The organism is Orrella sp. JC864 (genome assembly GCF_037026685.1).
Classification (GTDB): Bacteria; Pseudomonadota; Gammaproteobacteria; order Burkholderiales; family Burkholderiaceae_B; genus Orrella.
The window spans coordinates 35,112-51,544 of record NZ_JBANET010000023.1; the positions used below are offsets into that span (position 1 = coordinate 35,112).

The window sequence follows — 16,433 nt, forward strand, 5'->3', positions numbered from 1 at the left end:
CGGCGGCAACCCTCGTCCAGGAGAAGCCGACCATGAGCGCACCCCACTCTTTCCGTCCGACCTTCAGGCGCCGCTATGCGGCGGGCCTGCTGTACCTGGCCGCCGGCCCCGCGCTGGCGCAGACGGCCGGCGTTACGCAAATGCAGTCCGTCCAGGTGCTGGGCACCGCGGAGGAGGAAATCAAGGAATCGCTGGGCGTGTCGGTGATCACCGCCGAGGACATCGCCAAGCGCCCCCCGGCCACGGACCTGTCCGAAATCATCCGGCGCGAGCCCGGCGTGAACCTGACGGGCAACAGCGCCAGCGGCAACCGCGGCAACAGCCGGCAGGTGGACATCCGCGGCATGGGCCCGGAAAACACCCTGATCCTGGTCGACGGCAAGCCGGTCTCCTCGCGCAATCCGGTGCGCTACGGCTGGAACGGCGACCGCGACACCCGCGGCGACACCAACTGGGTGCCGGCCGAGGAGGTCGAGCGCATCGAGGTGATCCGCGGGCCGGCGGCGGCGCGCTACGGCTCGGGGGCGATGGGCGGCGTGGTCAACATCATCACCAAGCGGCCCACGGACAGGCTCAGCGGCTCGGTCACCTACTACACCAGCCAACCCGAGGACGGCGACGAGGGCGAGTCGCACCGGGCCAACTTCCGCCTGAGCGGTCCCTTGAGCGAGACGCTGTCGTTCCGCCTGTACGGCGGCTACAGCAAGACCCGCCCCGACGCGCAGGACATCAACGCGCACAACGTCAGCGAGGACCAGACCGGCATCGCCGGGCGCGAGGGCTTCGTCAACCGGGACATCAACGCCCTGCTGAGCTGGGCGCTGGACAGCCGCCAGAGCCTGGAGCTGGACGCCGGCTACAGCCGCCAGGGCAACCGCTACGCCGGCGACACCATGCTGAACAACGGCGGCGGCAACCCGGCCTTCATCGACAGCCTGTACGGCCAGGAAACCTACGTGATGTATCGCAACACCCTGGGGCTGACGCATCGCGGCCGCTGGGACTGGGGCGATTCGCGCGTCTCGGTGGGCTACGAGGGCACGCGCAATTCGCGCCTGAACGAAGGCCTGGCCGGCGGCCCGGAAGGGGCCCCCGCCGAAGGCGAAGGCTGGTACACCGCGCGGCTGAAGAACTGGCGCGCCAGCGGCGAAGTCAACGTGCCCTTGACGCTGGGCCTGGACCAGGTGCTGACGGTGGGCGCCGAATACCTGCGCGAATCGCTGAACGACCCCGGCTCGATGCGCCCGACCTTCTGGGACCCGCCGCCCGGGGCCATCGGCGGCTTCGACCGCAGCCAGACCCGCCAGCGCGCCAACAGCTACGCCCTGTTCATCGAGGACAACATCGAGGCCGGCCCGCGCGCCACCGTCACGCCGGGCCTGCGCATGGACCACCACGACAAGTTCGGCACCCACTGGAGCCCCAGCCTGAACGCGTCCTACCAGCTGACCGGCAGGCTGACCCTCAAGGGCGGCATCGCGCGGGCCTACAAGACACCCAACCTGTACCAGTCCAACCCCAACTACCTGCTGTACAGCCGCGGCTTCGGCTGCAACCAGGCCGAGACCAACGCCAACGGCTGCTTCCTGCAAGGCAATGCCGACCTCTCGCCCGAGACCAGCGTCAACAAGGAGATCGGCCTGGCCTACGATACCGGCGGCTGGCGCGCCAGCGCGGCATACTTTCGCAACGACTATCGCAACAAGATCGTGGCCAGCAACGAGACGGCCTATCGCCTGGACAACGGCCAGCGCGTGCTGCAATGGGTCAACACCGGCAAGGCGGTGATCGAGGGCGTGGAAGGCAACGTGTTCCTGCCGCTGACCCCCGCGCTGGACTGGAACACCAACTTCACCTACATGATCGAATCCAAGGACAAGCGCACCGGCGAACCCTTGAGCGTGATCCCGGAGTTCACCGTCAACTCGACGCTGGACTGGCGCGTGAACGACGCCTGGGCGCTGCAGGCCAGCCTGACCTGGTACGGCAAGCAGGAGTCGCCCTCGTACACGGCCCGGCGCAACGTCGAAATCCCGGACGACAACCGCCGCGATATCTCGCCCTATGCGCTGGTGGGCCTGAGCACGCGCTATACGGCGAACCGCCACCTGGCCTTCACGGTGGGCGTGAACAACCTGTTCGACAAGAAGCTGTACCGCGCCGGGGTGGCCGACTATGCCGGCGCGGCCAGCTACAACGAGCCGGGCCGGGCGTACTTCGCCTCGGCCACGCTCTCGTTCTGATGCGCCGGCGCCGCAAGCTGGTGACCGGCGCGCTGCTGGCCGCGGGCATGGCCAGCGCCGGATCCTGGGCGCGGGCCGCCGCCGCGGCCCGGGCCGGCGGCCAGGCGATGGCCCCGGCCGTCCCCTGGACGGGGCTGCGCCAGACCCGCCTGTATCCGCATCCGGCCGGCTATGCCGCCTGGAAGGTCGCCATCCTGCATCCGGCCGGGCCGGCGCCGGCGCAAGGGTGGCCGGTGCTCTACCTGCTCGACGGCACGGCCGCCCTGCAGGCCCTGCCCATGCAGGCGCACGATGGGCTGGTCGTCGTGGCCCTGGGCTACGACGCGCCGGGCCGCTTCGATGTGCGCAGCCGGGCCTGGGACTACACGCCCCTGCCGCCAGGCGCGCCGGGCCCGCTGCCGGACCCGCGCGCCCCGGCCCGGCGCAATGGCGGCGCCGATGCCTTCCTGGCGTTTCTGCAAACACTGCACCGCGGCCTGGCGGCCGAACTGCCGCTCGATGCGCGCCGGCGCACCCTGTACGGCCACTCCTACGGCGGCCTGTTCGTGCTGCACGCCCTGCTGGCGCAGCCCCACAGCTACGACCGCTACGTCGCCGCCAGTCCTTCGCTGTGGTGGCATGCGCCCTTCATGGCCGAGCGCGCGCGCACGGCGCCGGCCGGCCTTGCGGCCGCCAGCCTGACCGTGCTGGTCGGCGGCGAGGAAAAGCTGCGGCGGCAGCGGTGCGGCGCCTGCGCCGGCGGCGAGCCCACGCAGGACCAGGCCGAGGCCTTCGTGCAGGCCCTGTCCGCGCGCGGCGGCCGGCGGGCGGCGCTGCACGTGCTGCCGGGGCTGGCGCACGGCCAGATGCTGGCCGCCACGGTGCCATGGGCCGTGCGGATCGCGCTGCGGCCCTAGGACTTGCCGCCGCTCAGGCCGCCTGGCGCGCCAGGGCCTGGTCGACGGCCTCGATCCAGTGCTGCACCGGCGTTTGCGTGCCGCTTTGCAGATGGGTGATGCAGCCGACGTTCGAGGACAGGATCCGCTGGGGCTCGGCCGGCGCGATGCTGGCCAGCTTGCGGTCGCGCAGCTGGGTGGCGATGTCGGGGTTCATCACCGAATAGGCGCCCGCCGAACCGCAGCACAGATGGCTTTCGGTGAAAGGCTGCAAGGCAAAGCCCAGCTCGGCCAGCAGCTTCTCGGTGACCGGCCGCAAGTGCTGCCAATGCTGCAAGGTGCAGGGCGGATGGAAAGCCACCCGCTCGCCGGCCGGCGCCGCCCCGCCCAGCCTGGCCTTGAGTTCGGCCGCGTGCGGCGCCAGCAGCTCGCTGACGTCGCGCACCTTCTCGACGATGCGCGCCGCCTTCTCGGCATAGGCCGGATCATGGCGCAGGTGATGGGCATACTCGTGCACCATCGCCCCACAGCCCGAGGCGTTCATCACGATGGCCTCGGCCTGGCCGCTTTCGATCAGCGGCCACCAGGCATCGATGTTGGCGCGCATCTGCGCCAGGCCGGCCGGCTGGTCGTCCAGGTGGAAGTTGATCGCGCCGCAGCAGCCCGAGCCGGCCACCGTGCGCGCGCCGATGCCGACCGCATCGAGCACCCGCAGCGTGGCCGCGTCGATGCTGGGCATCATCGCAGGCTGCACGCAGCCGGCCAGCATCAGCACCTGGCGGCTGTGGCGGCCCGGATCGGGCAGCGCGCCGACCGGCCGGCGCTCGGGCACCTTGCGCCGGATGGCCTCGGGCAGCAGCCCGCGCACGGCCTGGCCGGCCCGCATGGCTGGCTCGAACAGCGGCGAGTTCAGGCCCTTGCGCAGCGCGGCGCGCTTGAGGCGCTCGCCCAGCGGGCGCTGCACGCGCTCTTCGACCACGGCGCGGCCGATGTCCACCAGGTGCCCGTAGGCCACGCCCGAGGGGCAGGTGGTTTCGCAGTTGCGGCAGGTCAGGCAGCGGTCCAGGTGCACCTGGGTCGAGCGCGTGGGCGCCTCGCCCTCGAGCACCTGCTTGATGAGATAAATGCGCCCGCGCGGGCTGTCCAGTTCGTCGCCCAGCACCTGGTAAGTGGGACAGGTGGCGGTACAGAACCCGCAATGCACGCAGCGCCGCAGGATTTCCTCGGCCTGCTCGGCGTACTCGGCATCGCGCGCCCAGGCGGCAAGATTGGTTTGCATGATTCAAAGACCTGGATACATGCGCCCGGGGTTGAATATCCCGAGCGGATCGAATGCTTCCTTGAGCCGGCGCGTGATCTGCGCCACGGCCGGGGCCAGCGGATGGAACACGCCCCCGGCCAGGGCCTGGTCGTGCCCGGACGCGCGAAACAGCGTGGCATGGCCGCCGGCCGCCTGCGCGGCCGCGCGCACGGCCTGGATGTCGTGATCGCCAACCAGCCAGCGCTGCCCGCCGCCCCATTCGATGAGCGTGGGGCCCAGGCCCAGCGGCGGGGTGGTCGGCGGCACGGCAAGGCGCCACAGCGGCCGCGGCTGGAAGAAGGGATGGGTCTGCTCGCGCAGCGATTGCCACCAGGCCTGCGCCTGGGCCGGATCCATGGCCTGTCCGCCCAGCACGCGGCTGGCCGCATCGACGGCGGTGGGCGCGCCTGAAAGGCGCACGGTCAGCTCGCCGCGCGGGGCCTGCCCCGACACGGCCCAGGCCGCCGCCGAAATCGGCAGGGGCTTGGCGCGCCAGACGCCCAGCTGCGCCAGCGCGGCACCCTCGGCCAGTTCCAGGCGCAAGGTGCGCTCGGCCAGGGGCAGCGGCGCCACCTTCAGGGAGACCTCCAGCAAGGCGCCGAAGATGCCCAGCGAGCCGGCCAGCATGCGCGAGACGTCGTAGCCGGCCACGTTCTTCATGACTTCGCCGCCGAACCGGAGCACGCGGCCCTGCGCATCAAGCAGGCGCGCACCCAGCACGAAATCGCGCACCGCGCCGGCGGCCATGCGGCGCGGCCCGGACAGCCCGCTGGCCACGCAGCCGCCCAGCGTGGCGGCGCCGCCGAAGTGCGGCGGCTCGAACGCCAGCATCTGCCCCTGCTCGGCCAGGACGGCCTGCAGCTCGGACAGCGGCGTGCCGGCGCGGGCGGTGACCACCAGTTCGGAAGGCTCGTAGCTGACGATGCCGCGATAAGCGGTCATATCCAGCACGTGGTGGCTGTCCTGGCCGGTCGGCACCGGGCCGTTGCCGTAGAAGGACTTGGTGCCGCCGCCGCGCACCTGCAGCGGCCGGTGCGCGGCGCTGGCGGTCATGACCTGGTCGCACAGTTCCGAGAGAACGAAATCCATGGCTCGCTCCTTCAGAAACGCGGCAGGTCGGGAAAGCGCAATTCGCCGCCGTGCACGTGCATCTTGCCATGCTCGGCACAACGCGACAGCGTGGGAATCACCTTTTCGGGGTTGAGCAATCCGGCCGGATCGAAGGCGTGCTTGACGCCCTTGAAAAGATCGAGCTCCTCGCGCGAGAACTGCACGCACATCTCGTTGATCTTCTCGATGCCCACGCCATGCTCGCCGGTGACGGTGCCGCCCACCTGCACGCACAGCTCAAGGATGGCCGAGCCGAATTTCTCGGCGCGGCTGACCTCGTCGGGCTGGTTCGAATCGAACAGGATGAGCGGGTGCAGGTTGCCGTCGCCGGCGTGAAAGACGTTGGCGCAGCGCAGCCGGTATTCGTCCTCCATCTGCTGGATGGCAGAGAGCACGCGGGCCAGGTGGCGGCGCGGGATGGTGCCGTCCATGCAGTAATAGTCGGGCGAGACGCGGCCTGCGGCGGGAAACGCGTTCTTGCGGCCGGCCCAGAAGCGCAGGCGCTCGGCCTCGTCGGCCGAGACCTGCAGGCGCGTGGCGCCGACGCTGCGAAAGACCTCTTCCATGCGCAGCAGCTCGTCGGACACCTCTTCCTCGGTGCCGTCCGATTCGCACAGCAGGATGGCTTCGGCCTGCATGTCGTAGCCGGCGTTGACGAAGGGCTCCACCATATGGATGGCGCGCTTGTCCATCATTTCGAGCCCGGCCGGGATGATGCCCGCGGCGATGACCTTGGCTACCGCGTCGCCGGCGGCCTGCACCGAATCGAAGCTGGCCATGATGACGGCCGCGCGCGCCGGCTTGGGCACGAGCTTGACGGTGACTTCCGTCACCACGCCCAGCATGCCTTCGGAGCCGATGAAGGCGGCCAGCAGGTCGGGGCCAGGCGCATCCGGCGCGGCCGAGCCCAGCTCGACGATCTCGCCGTCCATGGTGACCATGCGCACGCGCAGCACGTTGTGCACGGTCAGGCCGTATTTCAGGCAATGCACGCCGCCGGAGTTCTCGGCGACGTTGCCGCCGATCGTACAGGCGATCTGGCTGGAAGGATCCGGCGCGTAGTACAGGCCGTAGGGCGCGGCGGCCTCGGAGATGGCAAGGTTGCGCACGCCCGGCTGCACCACCGCCGTGGCGCTGGGCAGGTCGATGCCCAGGATGCGGTTGAACTTGGCCAGGCCCAGCAGCACGCCCTCGGCATGCGGCATGGCCCCGCCCGACAGGCCGGTGCCCGCGCCGCGCGCCACCACCGGCACGTTCAGCCGCTTGCATAGCTTGAGCACCTGCTGCACCTGGGCCTCGGTCTCGGGCAGCACCACCGCCTTGGGCAGCGCGCGGTACAGCGACAGGCCGTCGCATTCGTAGGGCCGCGTGTCTTCCTCGCGGTACAGCAGGCAGTGCGCCGGGACGACCTCGCCCAGCGCCGCCACCAGTTCCTGCTGGGTGGGCACGGCCGTGGCGGCCGTCATTCCCGTTTCAACGATCGCATTCATAACCAGAGAAGATAGCGTGGCGGCCTGGGCTTGCCACGCCTGGGTTTACCCTAGGCAAGTACCGGCGGGCCAGGCCAGCCCGCGGCGCGTCTACCAGCTGACGATCTTGCCGGGATTCAGGATGTTGTTGGGATCGAAGGCATGCTTGAGGCTGCGCATGAGCGCCAGCGCGTCCTCGCCGTGCTCGCTGGCCATGAACTGCATCTTGTGCAGCCCGATGCCATGCTCGCCGGTGCAGGTGCCGTCGGCCTCGATGGCCTGGCGCACGATGCGGTGGTTGATGCGTTCGGACTCTTCCCATTCGGCCTGGCTGTCCGGATCGAGCAGCATCAGCACGTGGAAATTGCCGTCGCCCACATGGCCCACGATGGTCGAGGGAAAGCTGGCGCTGGCCAGCGCCTGGGCGGCCGCCCCGACGCACTCGGCCAGCCGCGAGATCGGCACGCACACGTCGGTGGTGCTCGAGCGGCAGCCCGGGCGCAGCTGCAAGCCGGCAAAGTAGGCATTGTGCCGCGCCGTCCAGAGCCGGTTGCGGTCTTCGGGCCGCTCGGCCCACTCGAAATCCTTGCCGCCCAGTTCGCGCGCCAGCTCCTGCACCGTCTGGGCCTGCTCCTGCACGCCCGCGGGGCTGCCGTGGAACTCGAACAGCAGCATGGGCGACTCGCGCAGCGCCAGCTTGCTGTAGAGGTTGACCGAGCGCACCGCCGCCGCATCCAGGAACTCCACGCGCGCCACCGGCACGCCAAGCTGGATGGTCTGGATCACGCACTGCACGGCGTCCTGCAGCGTGTCGAAGTTGCACACCGCGGCCGAAACCGCCTCGGGCTGCGGATACAGGCGCACCGTCACCTCGGTGATGATGCCCAGCGTGCCCTCGCTGCCCACGAACACCCGGGTCAGGTCGTAGCCGGCCGACGACTTGCGCGCGCGGCTGCCGGTGCGCACCACCTTGCCCTGGGCCGTGACCACCGTGAGGCTGACCACGTTCTCGCGCATGGTGCCGTAGCGCACGGCATTGGTGCCCGAGGCCCGCGTGGCGGCCATGCCGCCCAGGCTGGCGTCCGCGCCCGGGTCGATGGGAAAGAACAGGCCCGTCTCGCGCAGCGCCTCGTTGAGCTGCTTGCGCGTCACGCCGGCCTGCACCGTGGCGGTCAGGTCCTCGGCATGGACCGCCACCACCTTGTTCATGCCCTGCAGGTCCAGGCTGATGCCGCCCTCGATGGCCAGCAGGTGGCCTTCGAGCGAGGAGCCGGCCCCATAGGGAATCAGCGGGATGCGGTGGGTATTGCACAGGGCCGCCACGAAAGCCACCTCTTCGGTGCTTTCGGCGAACACCACGGCCTCGGGCAGCATGGGCGGATACGGCGATTCGTCGCGGCCGTGGTGCTCGCGCACGGCGTGGGCGCGCGAGAGCCTGGCGCCGAACCGGGCCTGGAGTTCGGCCCACATGCCTTCGGGCACGGGGCGGGACAGGCGTTGGCCTTCTGTGGGGGCGTTCATGTCTGGATACCTTGCGGCCCGCAGGGCCGGGCCGCGGCGAATGAAACCTTCAGTATACCGGTGCGCCGCCGGCGCGCCGGCCATGTCCGGCGCGCCTACTTGCCGCTGGAGAGCGCCGCGCGGCGCGCCTGGATCGCCCTGGCCAGGCGCTCGAGCACCTGCACCGAGGCATCCCAGTCGATGCAGCCGTCGGTCACGCTCTGGCCGTAGACCAGGGGCTGGCCCGGCACCAGGTCCTGGCGCCCGCCCACCAGGTTGCTCTCGACCATCACGCCGACGATGCGCTGCTCGCCGCCCTCGATCTGGCGCGCCACGTCGTCCATCACCAGCGGCTGGTTCTCGGGCTTCTTGCTGCTGTTGGCATGGCTGGCGTCGACCATGATGCGCTGGGCCAGCCCGGCCCGGGCGATCTCCTGGCAGGCCGCGTCCACGCTGGCCGCGTCGTAGTTCGGCGTCTTGCCGCCGCGCAGGATGACGTGGCAGTCTTCGTTGCCCTGGGTCGAGACGATGGCCGAGTGGCCGCCCTTGGTCACCGACAGGAAGTGGTGCGGCTGCGAAGCCGCCTTGATGGCATCGACCGCGATCCTGACATTGCCGTCGGTGCCGTTCTTGAAGCCCACCGGGCACGACAGGCCCGAGGCCAGCTCGCGGTGCACCTGGCTTTCGGTCGTGCGCGCGCCGATGGCGCCCCACGACACCAGGTCGGCGATGTATTGCGGGGTGATCATGTCCAGGTATTCGCAGCCGGCCGGCAGCCCCAGCTCGTTGATCTGCATCAGCAGCTCGCGCGCGGTGCGCAGGCCCTTGTTGATGTTGAAGCTGCCGTCCATGTCCGGATCGTTGATCAGGCCCTTCCAGCCCACGGTGGTGCGCGGCTTCTCGAAATACACCCGCATCACGATCTCGAGCTCTGCGCCCAGGCGCTCGCGCTCGCCCTTCAGGCGCCGGGCGTATTCGAGGGCGGCGCGCGGATCGTGGATGGAACACGGTCCGATAATGACGATCAGCCGGTCATCCATGCCGTGCAGGATCCGATGCAGCGCCTGGCGCGCCCCGTGCACCACGTCGGCCACGGCGGGGCTGCAGGGAAACTCGCGTATGGCGTGCGACGGCGGAGCAAGCTCCTTGATTTCTCGGATACGCAGATCGTCGGTATTGTGGGACACGGCAAAACTCCAGGCTGTCTAGGGGTTGGGTCGGGCCAGGGCCAGCGCATAAAAAAAGCCGCCAGCAAGCTGGCGGCTTTTTTGGGAATCGGGTTATGCGTCAGGTACGGCGCGCCCTTTCCTCCGCCAGCGGCATCGGAAAACCAAAAAAGTAAAAATAAAATCGGGCGAACGCGTTTTGCATAGTGGCCGATATTAGCACGGAATTTTTACGGCCCCGCCATCGGCGCAGGCCAAACCCTGCGCGCGCATCACTGCGGCCCGGGCAGGCTTACCCGGTCCCGCCCACCGTCAGGCCGTCCATGCGCAGGGTGGGCATGCCCACACCGACCGGCACGCTCTGCCCGTCCTTGCCGCAGGTGCCCACGCCGCTGTCCAGCGCCAGGTCGTTGCCGATCAGGCTGACCCGGTTCATGGCCTCGGGGCCGCTGCCGATCAGGGTGGCGCCCTTGACCGGATAGGTGACCTTGCCGTTCTCGATCATGTAGGCCTCGGAGGCCGAGAACACGAACTTGCCGTTGGTGATGTCCACCTGGCCGCCGCCAAAATTGACCGCGTACAGGCCGCGCTTGACCGAGGCGATGATTTCCTCGGGCGGCGTGGCGCCGGCCAGCATGTAGGTGTTGGTCATGCGGGGCATCGGCAGATGCGCGAAGGATTCGCGCCGGCCGTTGCCGGTGGCCGCGGTCTTCATCAGCCGCGCGTTCAGCGAATCCTGCATGTAGCCGCGCAGGATGCCGTCCTCGATCAGCACGTTGCGCTGGGTGGGGTTGCCCTCGTCGTCGATGTTCAGCGAGCCGCGGCGGTCCGGCAGGGTGCCGTCATCGACCACCGTCACGCCCGGCGAGGCCACGCGCTCGCCGATGCGGCCGGAAAACACGCTGGAGCCCTTGCGGTTGAAATCGCCCTCCAGGCCGTGGCCCACCGCTTCGTGCAGCAGGATGCCCGGCCAGCCCGAGCCGAGCACCACGGTCATCTCGCCGGCCGGCGCGGGCCGCGCCTCCAGGTTGACCATGGCCTCGTGCACCGCGCGCTCGACGTAGCCGCGCAGGATGTCGTCGGTGAAGTAGTCCAGGCCGGCACGCCCGCCGCCGCCGGCATGGCCCATCTCGCGCCGGCCGGCGCGTTCGGCGATGACGGTCAGCGACAGCCTCACCAGCGGGCGCACGTCGGCGGCCAGGCGCCCGTCGCTGCCGGCCACCAGCACCACGTCGTATTCGGCGCCCAACCCGGCCATCACCTGGATGACGTGCGGATCGCGGGCGCGCGCCATGCGTTCGGCCCGCTCCAGCAGGGCCACTTTTTCGGGGGCGCTCAGGGTCAGCAGCGGATCGAGGTCCGGATACAGGGCCGCGCCCGGCAGCGCCGGGCCCGCCCCGACCTTGGCCTTGCCGGCGCCGCGCCGGCCGATGGTGCGCACCGCCCGGCTGGCCGACAGCAGGGCGTCGGCCGACAAGGTATCGGAATAGGCGAAGGCGGTTTTCTCGCCGCTGACGGCGCGCACGCCCACGCCCTGGCCGATGGAGAAACTGCCGGTCTTGACGATGCCTTCTTCCAGGCTCCAGCCCTCGCTGCGCGTGTACTGGAAATAGAGGTCGGCATAATCGACCTTGTGGGTGAATATCTCGCCCAGCGCGCGGGCCATGTCGGCTTCGGTCAGGCCCCAGGGGTCGAGCAGCAGGGATTTGGCGGTAGCCAGGCTGGAAATGGCGGGATCGGTAGGCTTCATCAACTCGTTCGGCTAAATGGGCGCCAGGGCCCTGGAATCGTGGCGCTGCCGCCGCGCCGGCGGCGCATCGCCCATTACAGGACGCGGTGGCGCCAGGCAGGCAGCGAGGCCCGCACGGACTGCAGGCGTTCTGCGTCTATGGTACCTCCAACCACGCCTTCGCCCTCGGGCAGGACGTCGAGCACCTCTCCCCACGGATCCACCAGCATGCTGTGGCCCCAGGTACGCCGCCCGTTCGGATGCCTGCCGCCTTGCGCGCTGGCCAGCACGTAGCACTGGTTCTCGACGGCGCGCGCGCGCAGCAGCAGTTCCCAGTGCGCCCGTCCCGTCGTATAGGTAAAGGCGGCCGGCACCAGGACCAGGCTGACGTCGCCCAGCGCCCGGTACAGCTCGGGAAAGCGCAGGTCGTAGCACACCGACAGCCCCACCCGCCCGCAAGGCGCGTCGAAGGCGCGCACCTGGCCGCCCGGGCGGATGGCGATCGATTCGTCGTAGGACTCCTCGCCCTTGCTGAAATTGAACAGGTGGATCTTGTCGTAGCGCATGCGCAAGCCGCCGTCCGGGCCATACACCAGCTGGGTATTGAATACCCGTTCGGGATCGGGGCAGCGCAAAGGCAGCGTGCCGCCGGCCAGCCAGATCCGGTGGCCGCTGGCGGCGGCCGAGAGAAACTCCTGGATCGGTCCGCTGCCCGGCTCCTCGCAAACCGCCAGTTTGTCGCGGTCGCTGCGGCCCATGAAGCAGAAATATTCCGGCAGCGCGACCAGTTGCGCCCCCGCCTGCGCCGCCTGCGCGATCAGCGCGCCCGCGCGGTCGAGATTCTCCTGCACGCCGGGCGTGGAAACCATCTGTATGGCGGCCACCGGAAAACCGGCATGGTTGGAATTACGCATGGCGCCGGAGGCTGTATTTTCCATAACATCCCATTCAAAGTGAATATCAAGCAAACAGGTGCCGATCCGTCTAATACAAAAATAAACATTTTCCAGCCGGCCCGCCCGGCACATTGCCGCCCATTACTTATACAATTCCTCCCGAGGATAGATAAGACCCCGGCAAACCGGGCCTCCCCCAACAAGGAATGATAAATGCCCCGCGAATCCTACGCAGCCCTGCAAGCCAAACTCGAACGTGAAATCAGCAAACTGCAGAAAAAGAAAGACGCCCTGCAGAACCGCCGCCGCAAACCGGTGATCGATTCCATCGTCAAATCGATGCGGGAATACGAAATCACGCCGGAAGAAATCGCCGCCGCCTTTTCCAGCAAGGCCCGTCCCCGCCGCAGCCCGCGCAAGACCGCCGGCGCCACCGCGGCCAGAAAGCCGGTCGCGCCCAAGTACCGCCATCCCGATACCGGCGAAACCTGGAGCGGGCGCGGCAAGCCGCCGCGCTGGCTGGCCGCCGCCGAAGAACAAGGCGCCAGCCGCGAAAGCTTCCTCATCAAGTAGCGCCGGCGCGGCCCGGCGGGCAGATCCGCCGGGGCCGCCGCCTGATTCCTGCGCTAGCGATAATCTATTTCCTGCGTCCGGCCATTATTGGCGGGAAAACCGTCGAATATCGCCTGGACCAGCGCGGGCGCAATCCGCGCCGGATCCGCCTGCCGCCCGGTGGCCACCGCGCCGGCGCGGTAGACGGCAGCGCCGTTACGGTCGTTGTCGCGGATTTCCACGGTCAGCGTGGCGCGCTCGACCTGGGTGCGTACCGGCTCCCAGGCCGGCCCGTAAAAGCCGTAGCCGGCTCCCACCCCCCAGCCGTGGTGCCCGTGGCCGAAGAAACCGTGCGGGCCGTAATAGCCGCGCGGATAATACGGATCGAAAAAGGGATCGCGCGGGCGGGCCACCGTGACCGTCGACCTTTCGCTGCCATACTTGAAAGAAACCACGAAACGCGCGGCCGCCACGTCGTGGGTTTCGACCAGGCCGGTGGCGCCGATCGCCGCGCGCACGGTATCGCGCAGGTTCTGGTATTGCAGGGTTTGCTCCACGCCCGGCTCGGGCGCATCGAAACGGTAGGTCTTGCCCACCGCATCGGCCGGCCATTGCCGCGCCGCCAGCTCCTGGGCCCCGGCGGCCGGCGCGCCGGCCCCCAGCGCCAGCGCGCCCAAGGCGCCGGCCAACGCCAGCACGCCCGCCTTGCGTTTGGCCGAATCGAACATCGCATCGCTCCTGGGCGCTTCGCACGGTGCGCCCGAACCCATGATACCCAGGCTTGGACAGCGCTTGCGCTTCAAAGTTTAACGAGACCGCGCAGGTCTACAATGCGCTTTCCCGGACCGTTCGGACAGATTGCCTCATGCGCACGGATACCCCCGTCACCATCGCCCGCGGCGACTACCGCCCCTATCCCTACGAGATCCCCCGGATCGAACTGGAGTTCGACCTGGACCCTGACAGCACCAAGGTGCTGGCGCGGCTGCAGGTCCGGCGCAAGAACCCGGACGACGCCGCGCCCCTGGTGCTGCAGGGCGAGGACCTGGAACTGGTCTCGGTCGCGGTGGACGGCCGCGCGCTGGCCCAGGGCGAGTACACGCTGTCCGGCGGCGAGCTGCGCATCGGCGGGCTGGCCGACAGCGCCCAGGTCGAGATCGCCAGCCTGTGCCATCCGGCCCGCAACGCCAGCCTGATGGGCCTGTACGTCTCCGGGGGCGCCTTCTTCACCCAATGCGAGGCCGAAGGCTTCCGGCGCATCGCCTGGTTTGCCGACCGCCCCGACGTGATGTCGCGCTACCGCGTGACGCTGCGCGCCCAGCGCAGCGCCTATCCCCTGCTGCTGTCCAACGGCAACCTGGTGGCCGAGCGCGAATTGCCGGGCGCACGCCACGAAGCCGTCTGGGAAGACCCTCATCCCAAGCCCTGCTACCTGTTCGCCCTGGTGGCCGGCGATCTTCCCTGCCGCGAACGGCGGCTGCGCACGCGCTCGGGCCGCGAGGTGTTGCTGCAGGTCTACAGCGACCCGGGATCGGAGGACCAGACCGGCTGGGCGCTCGAATCGCTGGAGCGGGCCTTGCGCTGGGACGAGGAACGTTTCGGCCTGGAACTGGACCTGGACCGCTTCATGGTGGTGGCCGCGCGCGACTTCAACATGGGCGCGATGGAAAACAAGGGGCTGAACATCTTCAACGCCGCCTACGTGCTGGCGGACCCGGACACGGCCACCGACGCCAACTACCTGGCCATCGAGGCGGTCATCGGCCACGAGTACTTCCATAACTGGACCGGCAACCGCGTCACCTGCCGCGACTGGTTCCAGCTCAGCCTCAAGGAAGGCCTGACGGTATTCCGCGACCAGGAGTTCACCGCCGACATGATGGCGCGCGGCCTGGATGCAAGGGCCGCGGCCAGCGCGCGGGCGGTCAAGCGCATCGACGACGTCGCCACGCTGCGCGCCGCGCAGTTTCCCGAGGACGCCGGCCCCATGGCGCATCCGATCCGGCCCGAGAGCTACCAGGAGATCGGCAACTTCTATACCGCCACGGTCTACGAGAAAGGCGCCGAGGTGATCCGCATGCAGCACACCCTGCTGGGCGAGGCGGGCTTTCGCGCGGGCATGGACGAGTATTTCCGCCGCCACGACGGCCAGGCCGTCACCTGCGACGACTTCGTCGACGCCATGGAATCGGTCTACCGGCGGCAGAACCCGGGCCGCGACCTGTCGGTGTTCCGGCGCTGGTACGAACAGGCCGGCACGCCGCGCGTGCAGGTCCGCATCGCGCACGACGCCGCCGCGCGGCGCTGCACGGTCACGCTGACCCAGCGCAATCCCGCCGTGGGCGTCGAAAAGCTGGATGCGGCCAAATCGGCCGCCAAGCCGCCGCTGCACATCCCCTTCGCCCTGGGCCTGCTCGACCCGCAGGGCCGCGAGATCCCGCTGACGCTGGGCGATGCCGCCCCGGCCGGCACGGTGCTGCTGGAGCTGACAGAAGCCACGGCCCAATGGACCTTCCAGGACATCGCGCAAGCGCCCGTGCCCTCGCTGCTGCGCGACTTCTCGGCCCCGGTCATCGTCGAGTACGACTGGACCGACGAGCAGCTGGCCCTGCTGTTCGCGCACGACCCCAACCCTTTCGCCCGCTGGGAAGCCGGGCAGGAGCTGGCGGTGCGGCGCGTCCTGGACAACGCCGCCCGGCACCAGCGTGGCCAGGACATGGCGCTGGACGAGCTGTTCGTGCGGGCCTGGCAGGCCACCTTGCGCGATCCCGAGCTCGATGCCGCCTATCGCGCCCGCGCCCTGGCGCTGCCCTCGGAAAAATCCCTGGCCGAGCGCATGGACCAGATCGATCCGCCGGCGCTGGCCGCCGCCCGCGCCTTCGTGCGCGCCGAGCTGGGCCGGCGCCTGCAGGCGGACTGGCTGCGGGCCTACGAGGACAGCCGCACCGAGGGGCCCTATACGCCCGCTCCCGGCCCCAGCGGCCGGCGCGCCCTCAAGAACCTGGCCCTGGCCCACCTGCTGGCGGCGGACGCGCCGGCGCACCAGGCGCTGGCCGAAACGCAATACCGCCAGGCCGGCAACATGACCGACCGGCTGGGCGCGCTCGCGGCCCTGGCCAACGAAGGCCGCGGCGATGCCGTGCAAGCCCTGCTGCAAGCGTTCTACGAACGCTACCAGCACGATCCGCTGGTGGTGGACAAGTGGTTCGCCTTGCAGGCCACCGCGCGCAGCACCAGCCTGGAAACCGTGCAGGGCCTGATGGCCCATCCGGCCTTCACGCTGCGCAATCCCAACCGCGCGCGCTCGCTGATCTTCCAGTTCTGCCTGAACAACCCCGGCGGCTGGCACCGCGACGACGGCAAGGGCTATGCGTTCTGGGCAGAGCAGGTGCTTGCGCTGGACGCGCTCAACCCCGAGGTGGCCGCGCGCCTGGCGCGCGCGCTGGACAACTGGTCGCGCCACGTGGCGCGCCTGCGCACGCCGATGCAGCAGGCGCTGCAGCGGGTGCGCGCGCACGAAGGCTTGTCGCGCAACGTGCGCGAGATCGTCTCCAAGGCGCTGGACATCTGAACGGCGCCCTCCCCTGTTTAGC

The 16,433-nt window shown here is 69.6% G+C and carries 12 protein-coding genes; 4 read left to right on the plus strand and 8 right to left on the minus strand.

Annotated elements, in window-relative coordinates:
- The first annotated feature begins 32 nt into the window (after positions 1-32).
- On the plus strand, positions 33-2,243 hold the full coding sequence (locus V8Z80_RS17780) for a FepA family TonB-dependent siderophore receptor (RefSeq protein ID WP_336062976.1): 2,211 nt from the start codon (positions 33-35) through the stop codon (positions 2,241-2,243).
- Positions 2,243-3,139 carry an alpha/beta hydrolase gene (locus tag V8Z80_RS17785; protein WP_336062977.1) on the plus strand — a complete coding sequence of 299 codons (897 nt, stop codon included), beginning with the start codon at positions 2,243-2,245 and terminating at the stop codon, positions 3,137-3,139. The genes V8Z80_RS17780 and V8Z80_RS17785 overlap by 1 nt, the downstream gene beginning before the upstream one ends.
- 13 nt (positions 3,140-3,152) lie before the next feature.
- Here the strand turns inward: V8Z80_RS17785 and glcF are convergent, their stop codons facing one another.
- The 7 genes from glcF to V8Z80_RS17820 all read right to left on the minus strand — a co-directional run bounded on the left by glcF (position 3,153) and on the right by V8Z80_RS17820 (position 12,306).
- Positions 3,153-4,397: a glycolate oxidase subunit GlcF gene (glcF, locus tag V8Z80_RS17790; protein ID WP_155195720.1), complete on the minus strand. Its 1,245-nt coding sequence runs from the start codon at positions 4,395-4,397 to the stop codon at positions 3,153-3,155.
- A gap of 3 nt (positions 4,398-4,400) precedes the next feature.
- Positions 4,401-5,507: a glycolate oxidase subunit GlcE gene (gene glcE / locus V8Z80_RS17795; protein ID WP_336062978.1), complete on the minus strand. Its 1,107-nt coding sequence runs from the start codon at positions 5,505-5,507 to the stop codon at positions 4,401-4,403.
- 11 nt (positions 5,508-5,518) lie between these two features.
- Positions 5,519-7,018 carry an FAD-linked oxidase C-terminal domain-containing protein gene (locus V8Z80_RS17800; protein WP_155195716.1) on the minus strand — a complete coding sequence of 500 codons (1,500 nt, stop codon included), beginning with the start codon at positions 7,016-7,018 and terminating at the stop codon, positions 5,519-5,521.
- Positions 7,019-7,108: 90 nt separating this feature from the next.
- Positions 7,109-8,518: an FAD-linked oxidase C-terminal domain-containing protein gene (locus tag V8Z80_RS17805; RefSeq protein ID WP_155195714.1), complete on the minus strand. Its 1,410-nt coding sequence runs from the start codon at positions 8,516-8,518 to the stop codon at positions 7,109-7,111.
- Between the two features lie 95 nt (positions 8,519-8,613).
- Positions 8,614-9,684 carry a 3-deoxy-7-phosphoheptulonate synthase AroG gene (aroG, locus tag V8Z80_RS17810; protein WP_336062979.1) on the minus strand — a complete coding sequence of 357 codons (1,071 nt, stop codon included), beginning with the start codon at positions 9,682-9,684 and terminating at the stop codon, positions 8,614-8,616.
- Between the two features lie 271 nt (positions 9,685-9,955).
- On the minus strand, positions 9,956-11,413 hold the full coding sequence (gene tldD, locus V8Z80_RS17815) for a metalloprotease TldD (RefSeq protein WP_336062980.1): 1,458 nt from the start codon (positions 11,411-11,413) through the stop codon (positions 9,956-9,958).
- Positions 11,414-11,487: 74 nt separating this feature from the next.
- Complete coding sequence (locus V8Z80_RS17820) at positions 11,488-12,306, minus strand: carbon-nitrogen hydrolase family protein (protein ID WP_155197380.1); 819 nt, start codon at positions 12,304-12,306, stop codon at positions 11,488-11,490.
- 195 nt (positions 12,307-12,501) lie between these two features.
- On the opposite strand from V8Z80_RS17820, the gene V8Z80_RS17825 reads away from it, so the two are divergent.
- Complete coding sequence (locus tag V8Z80_RS17825; protein ID WP_155197379.1) at positions 12,502-12,861, plus strand: H-NS histone family protein; 360 nt, start codon at positions 12,502-12,504, stop codon at positions 12,859-12,861.
- A gap of 53 nt (positions 12,862-12,914) precedes the next feature.
- Here the strand turns inward: V8Z80_RS17825 and V8Z80_RS17830 are convergent, their stop codons facing one another.
- Positions 12,915-13,568 (minus strand): DUF4136 domain-containing protein, encoded by a 654-nt coding sequence (locus V8Z80_RS17830; protein ID WP_155197377.1) that lies wholly within the window; start codon positions 13,566-13,568, stop codon positions 12,915-12,917.
- A 137-nt stretch (positions 13,569-13,705) separates the two neighbouring features.
- Here V8Z80_RS17830 and pepN point away from each other — a divergent pair, with 137 nt between their 5' ends.
- Positions 13,706-16,411 carry an aminopeptidase N gene (pepN, locus tag V8Z80_RS17835; RefSeq protein WP_336062981.1) on the plus strand — a complete coding sequence of 902 codons (2,706 nt, stop codon included), beginning with the start codon at positions 13,706-13,708 and terminating at the stop codon, positions 16,409-16,411.
- Positions 16,412-16,433: the final 22 nt, after the last annotated feature.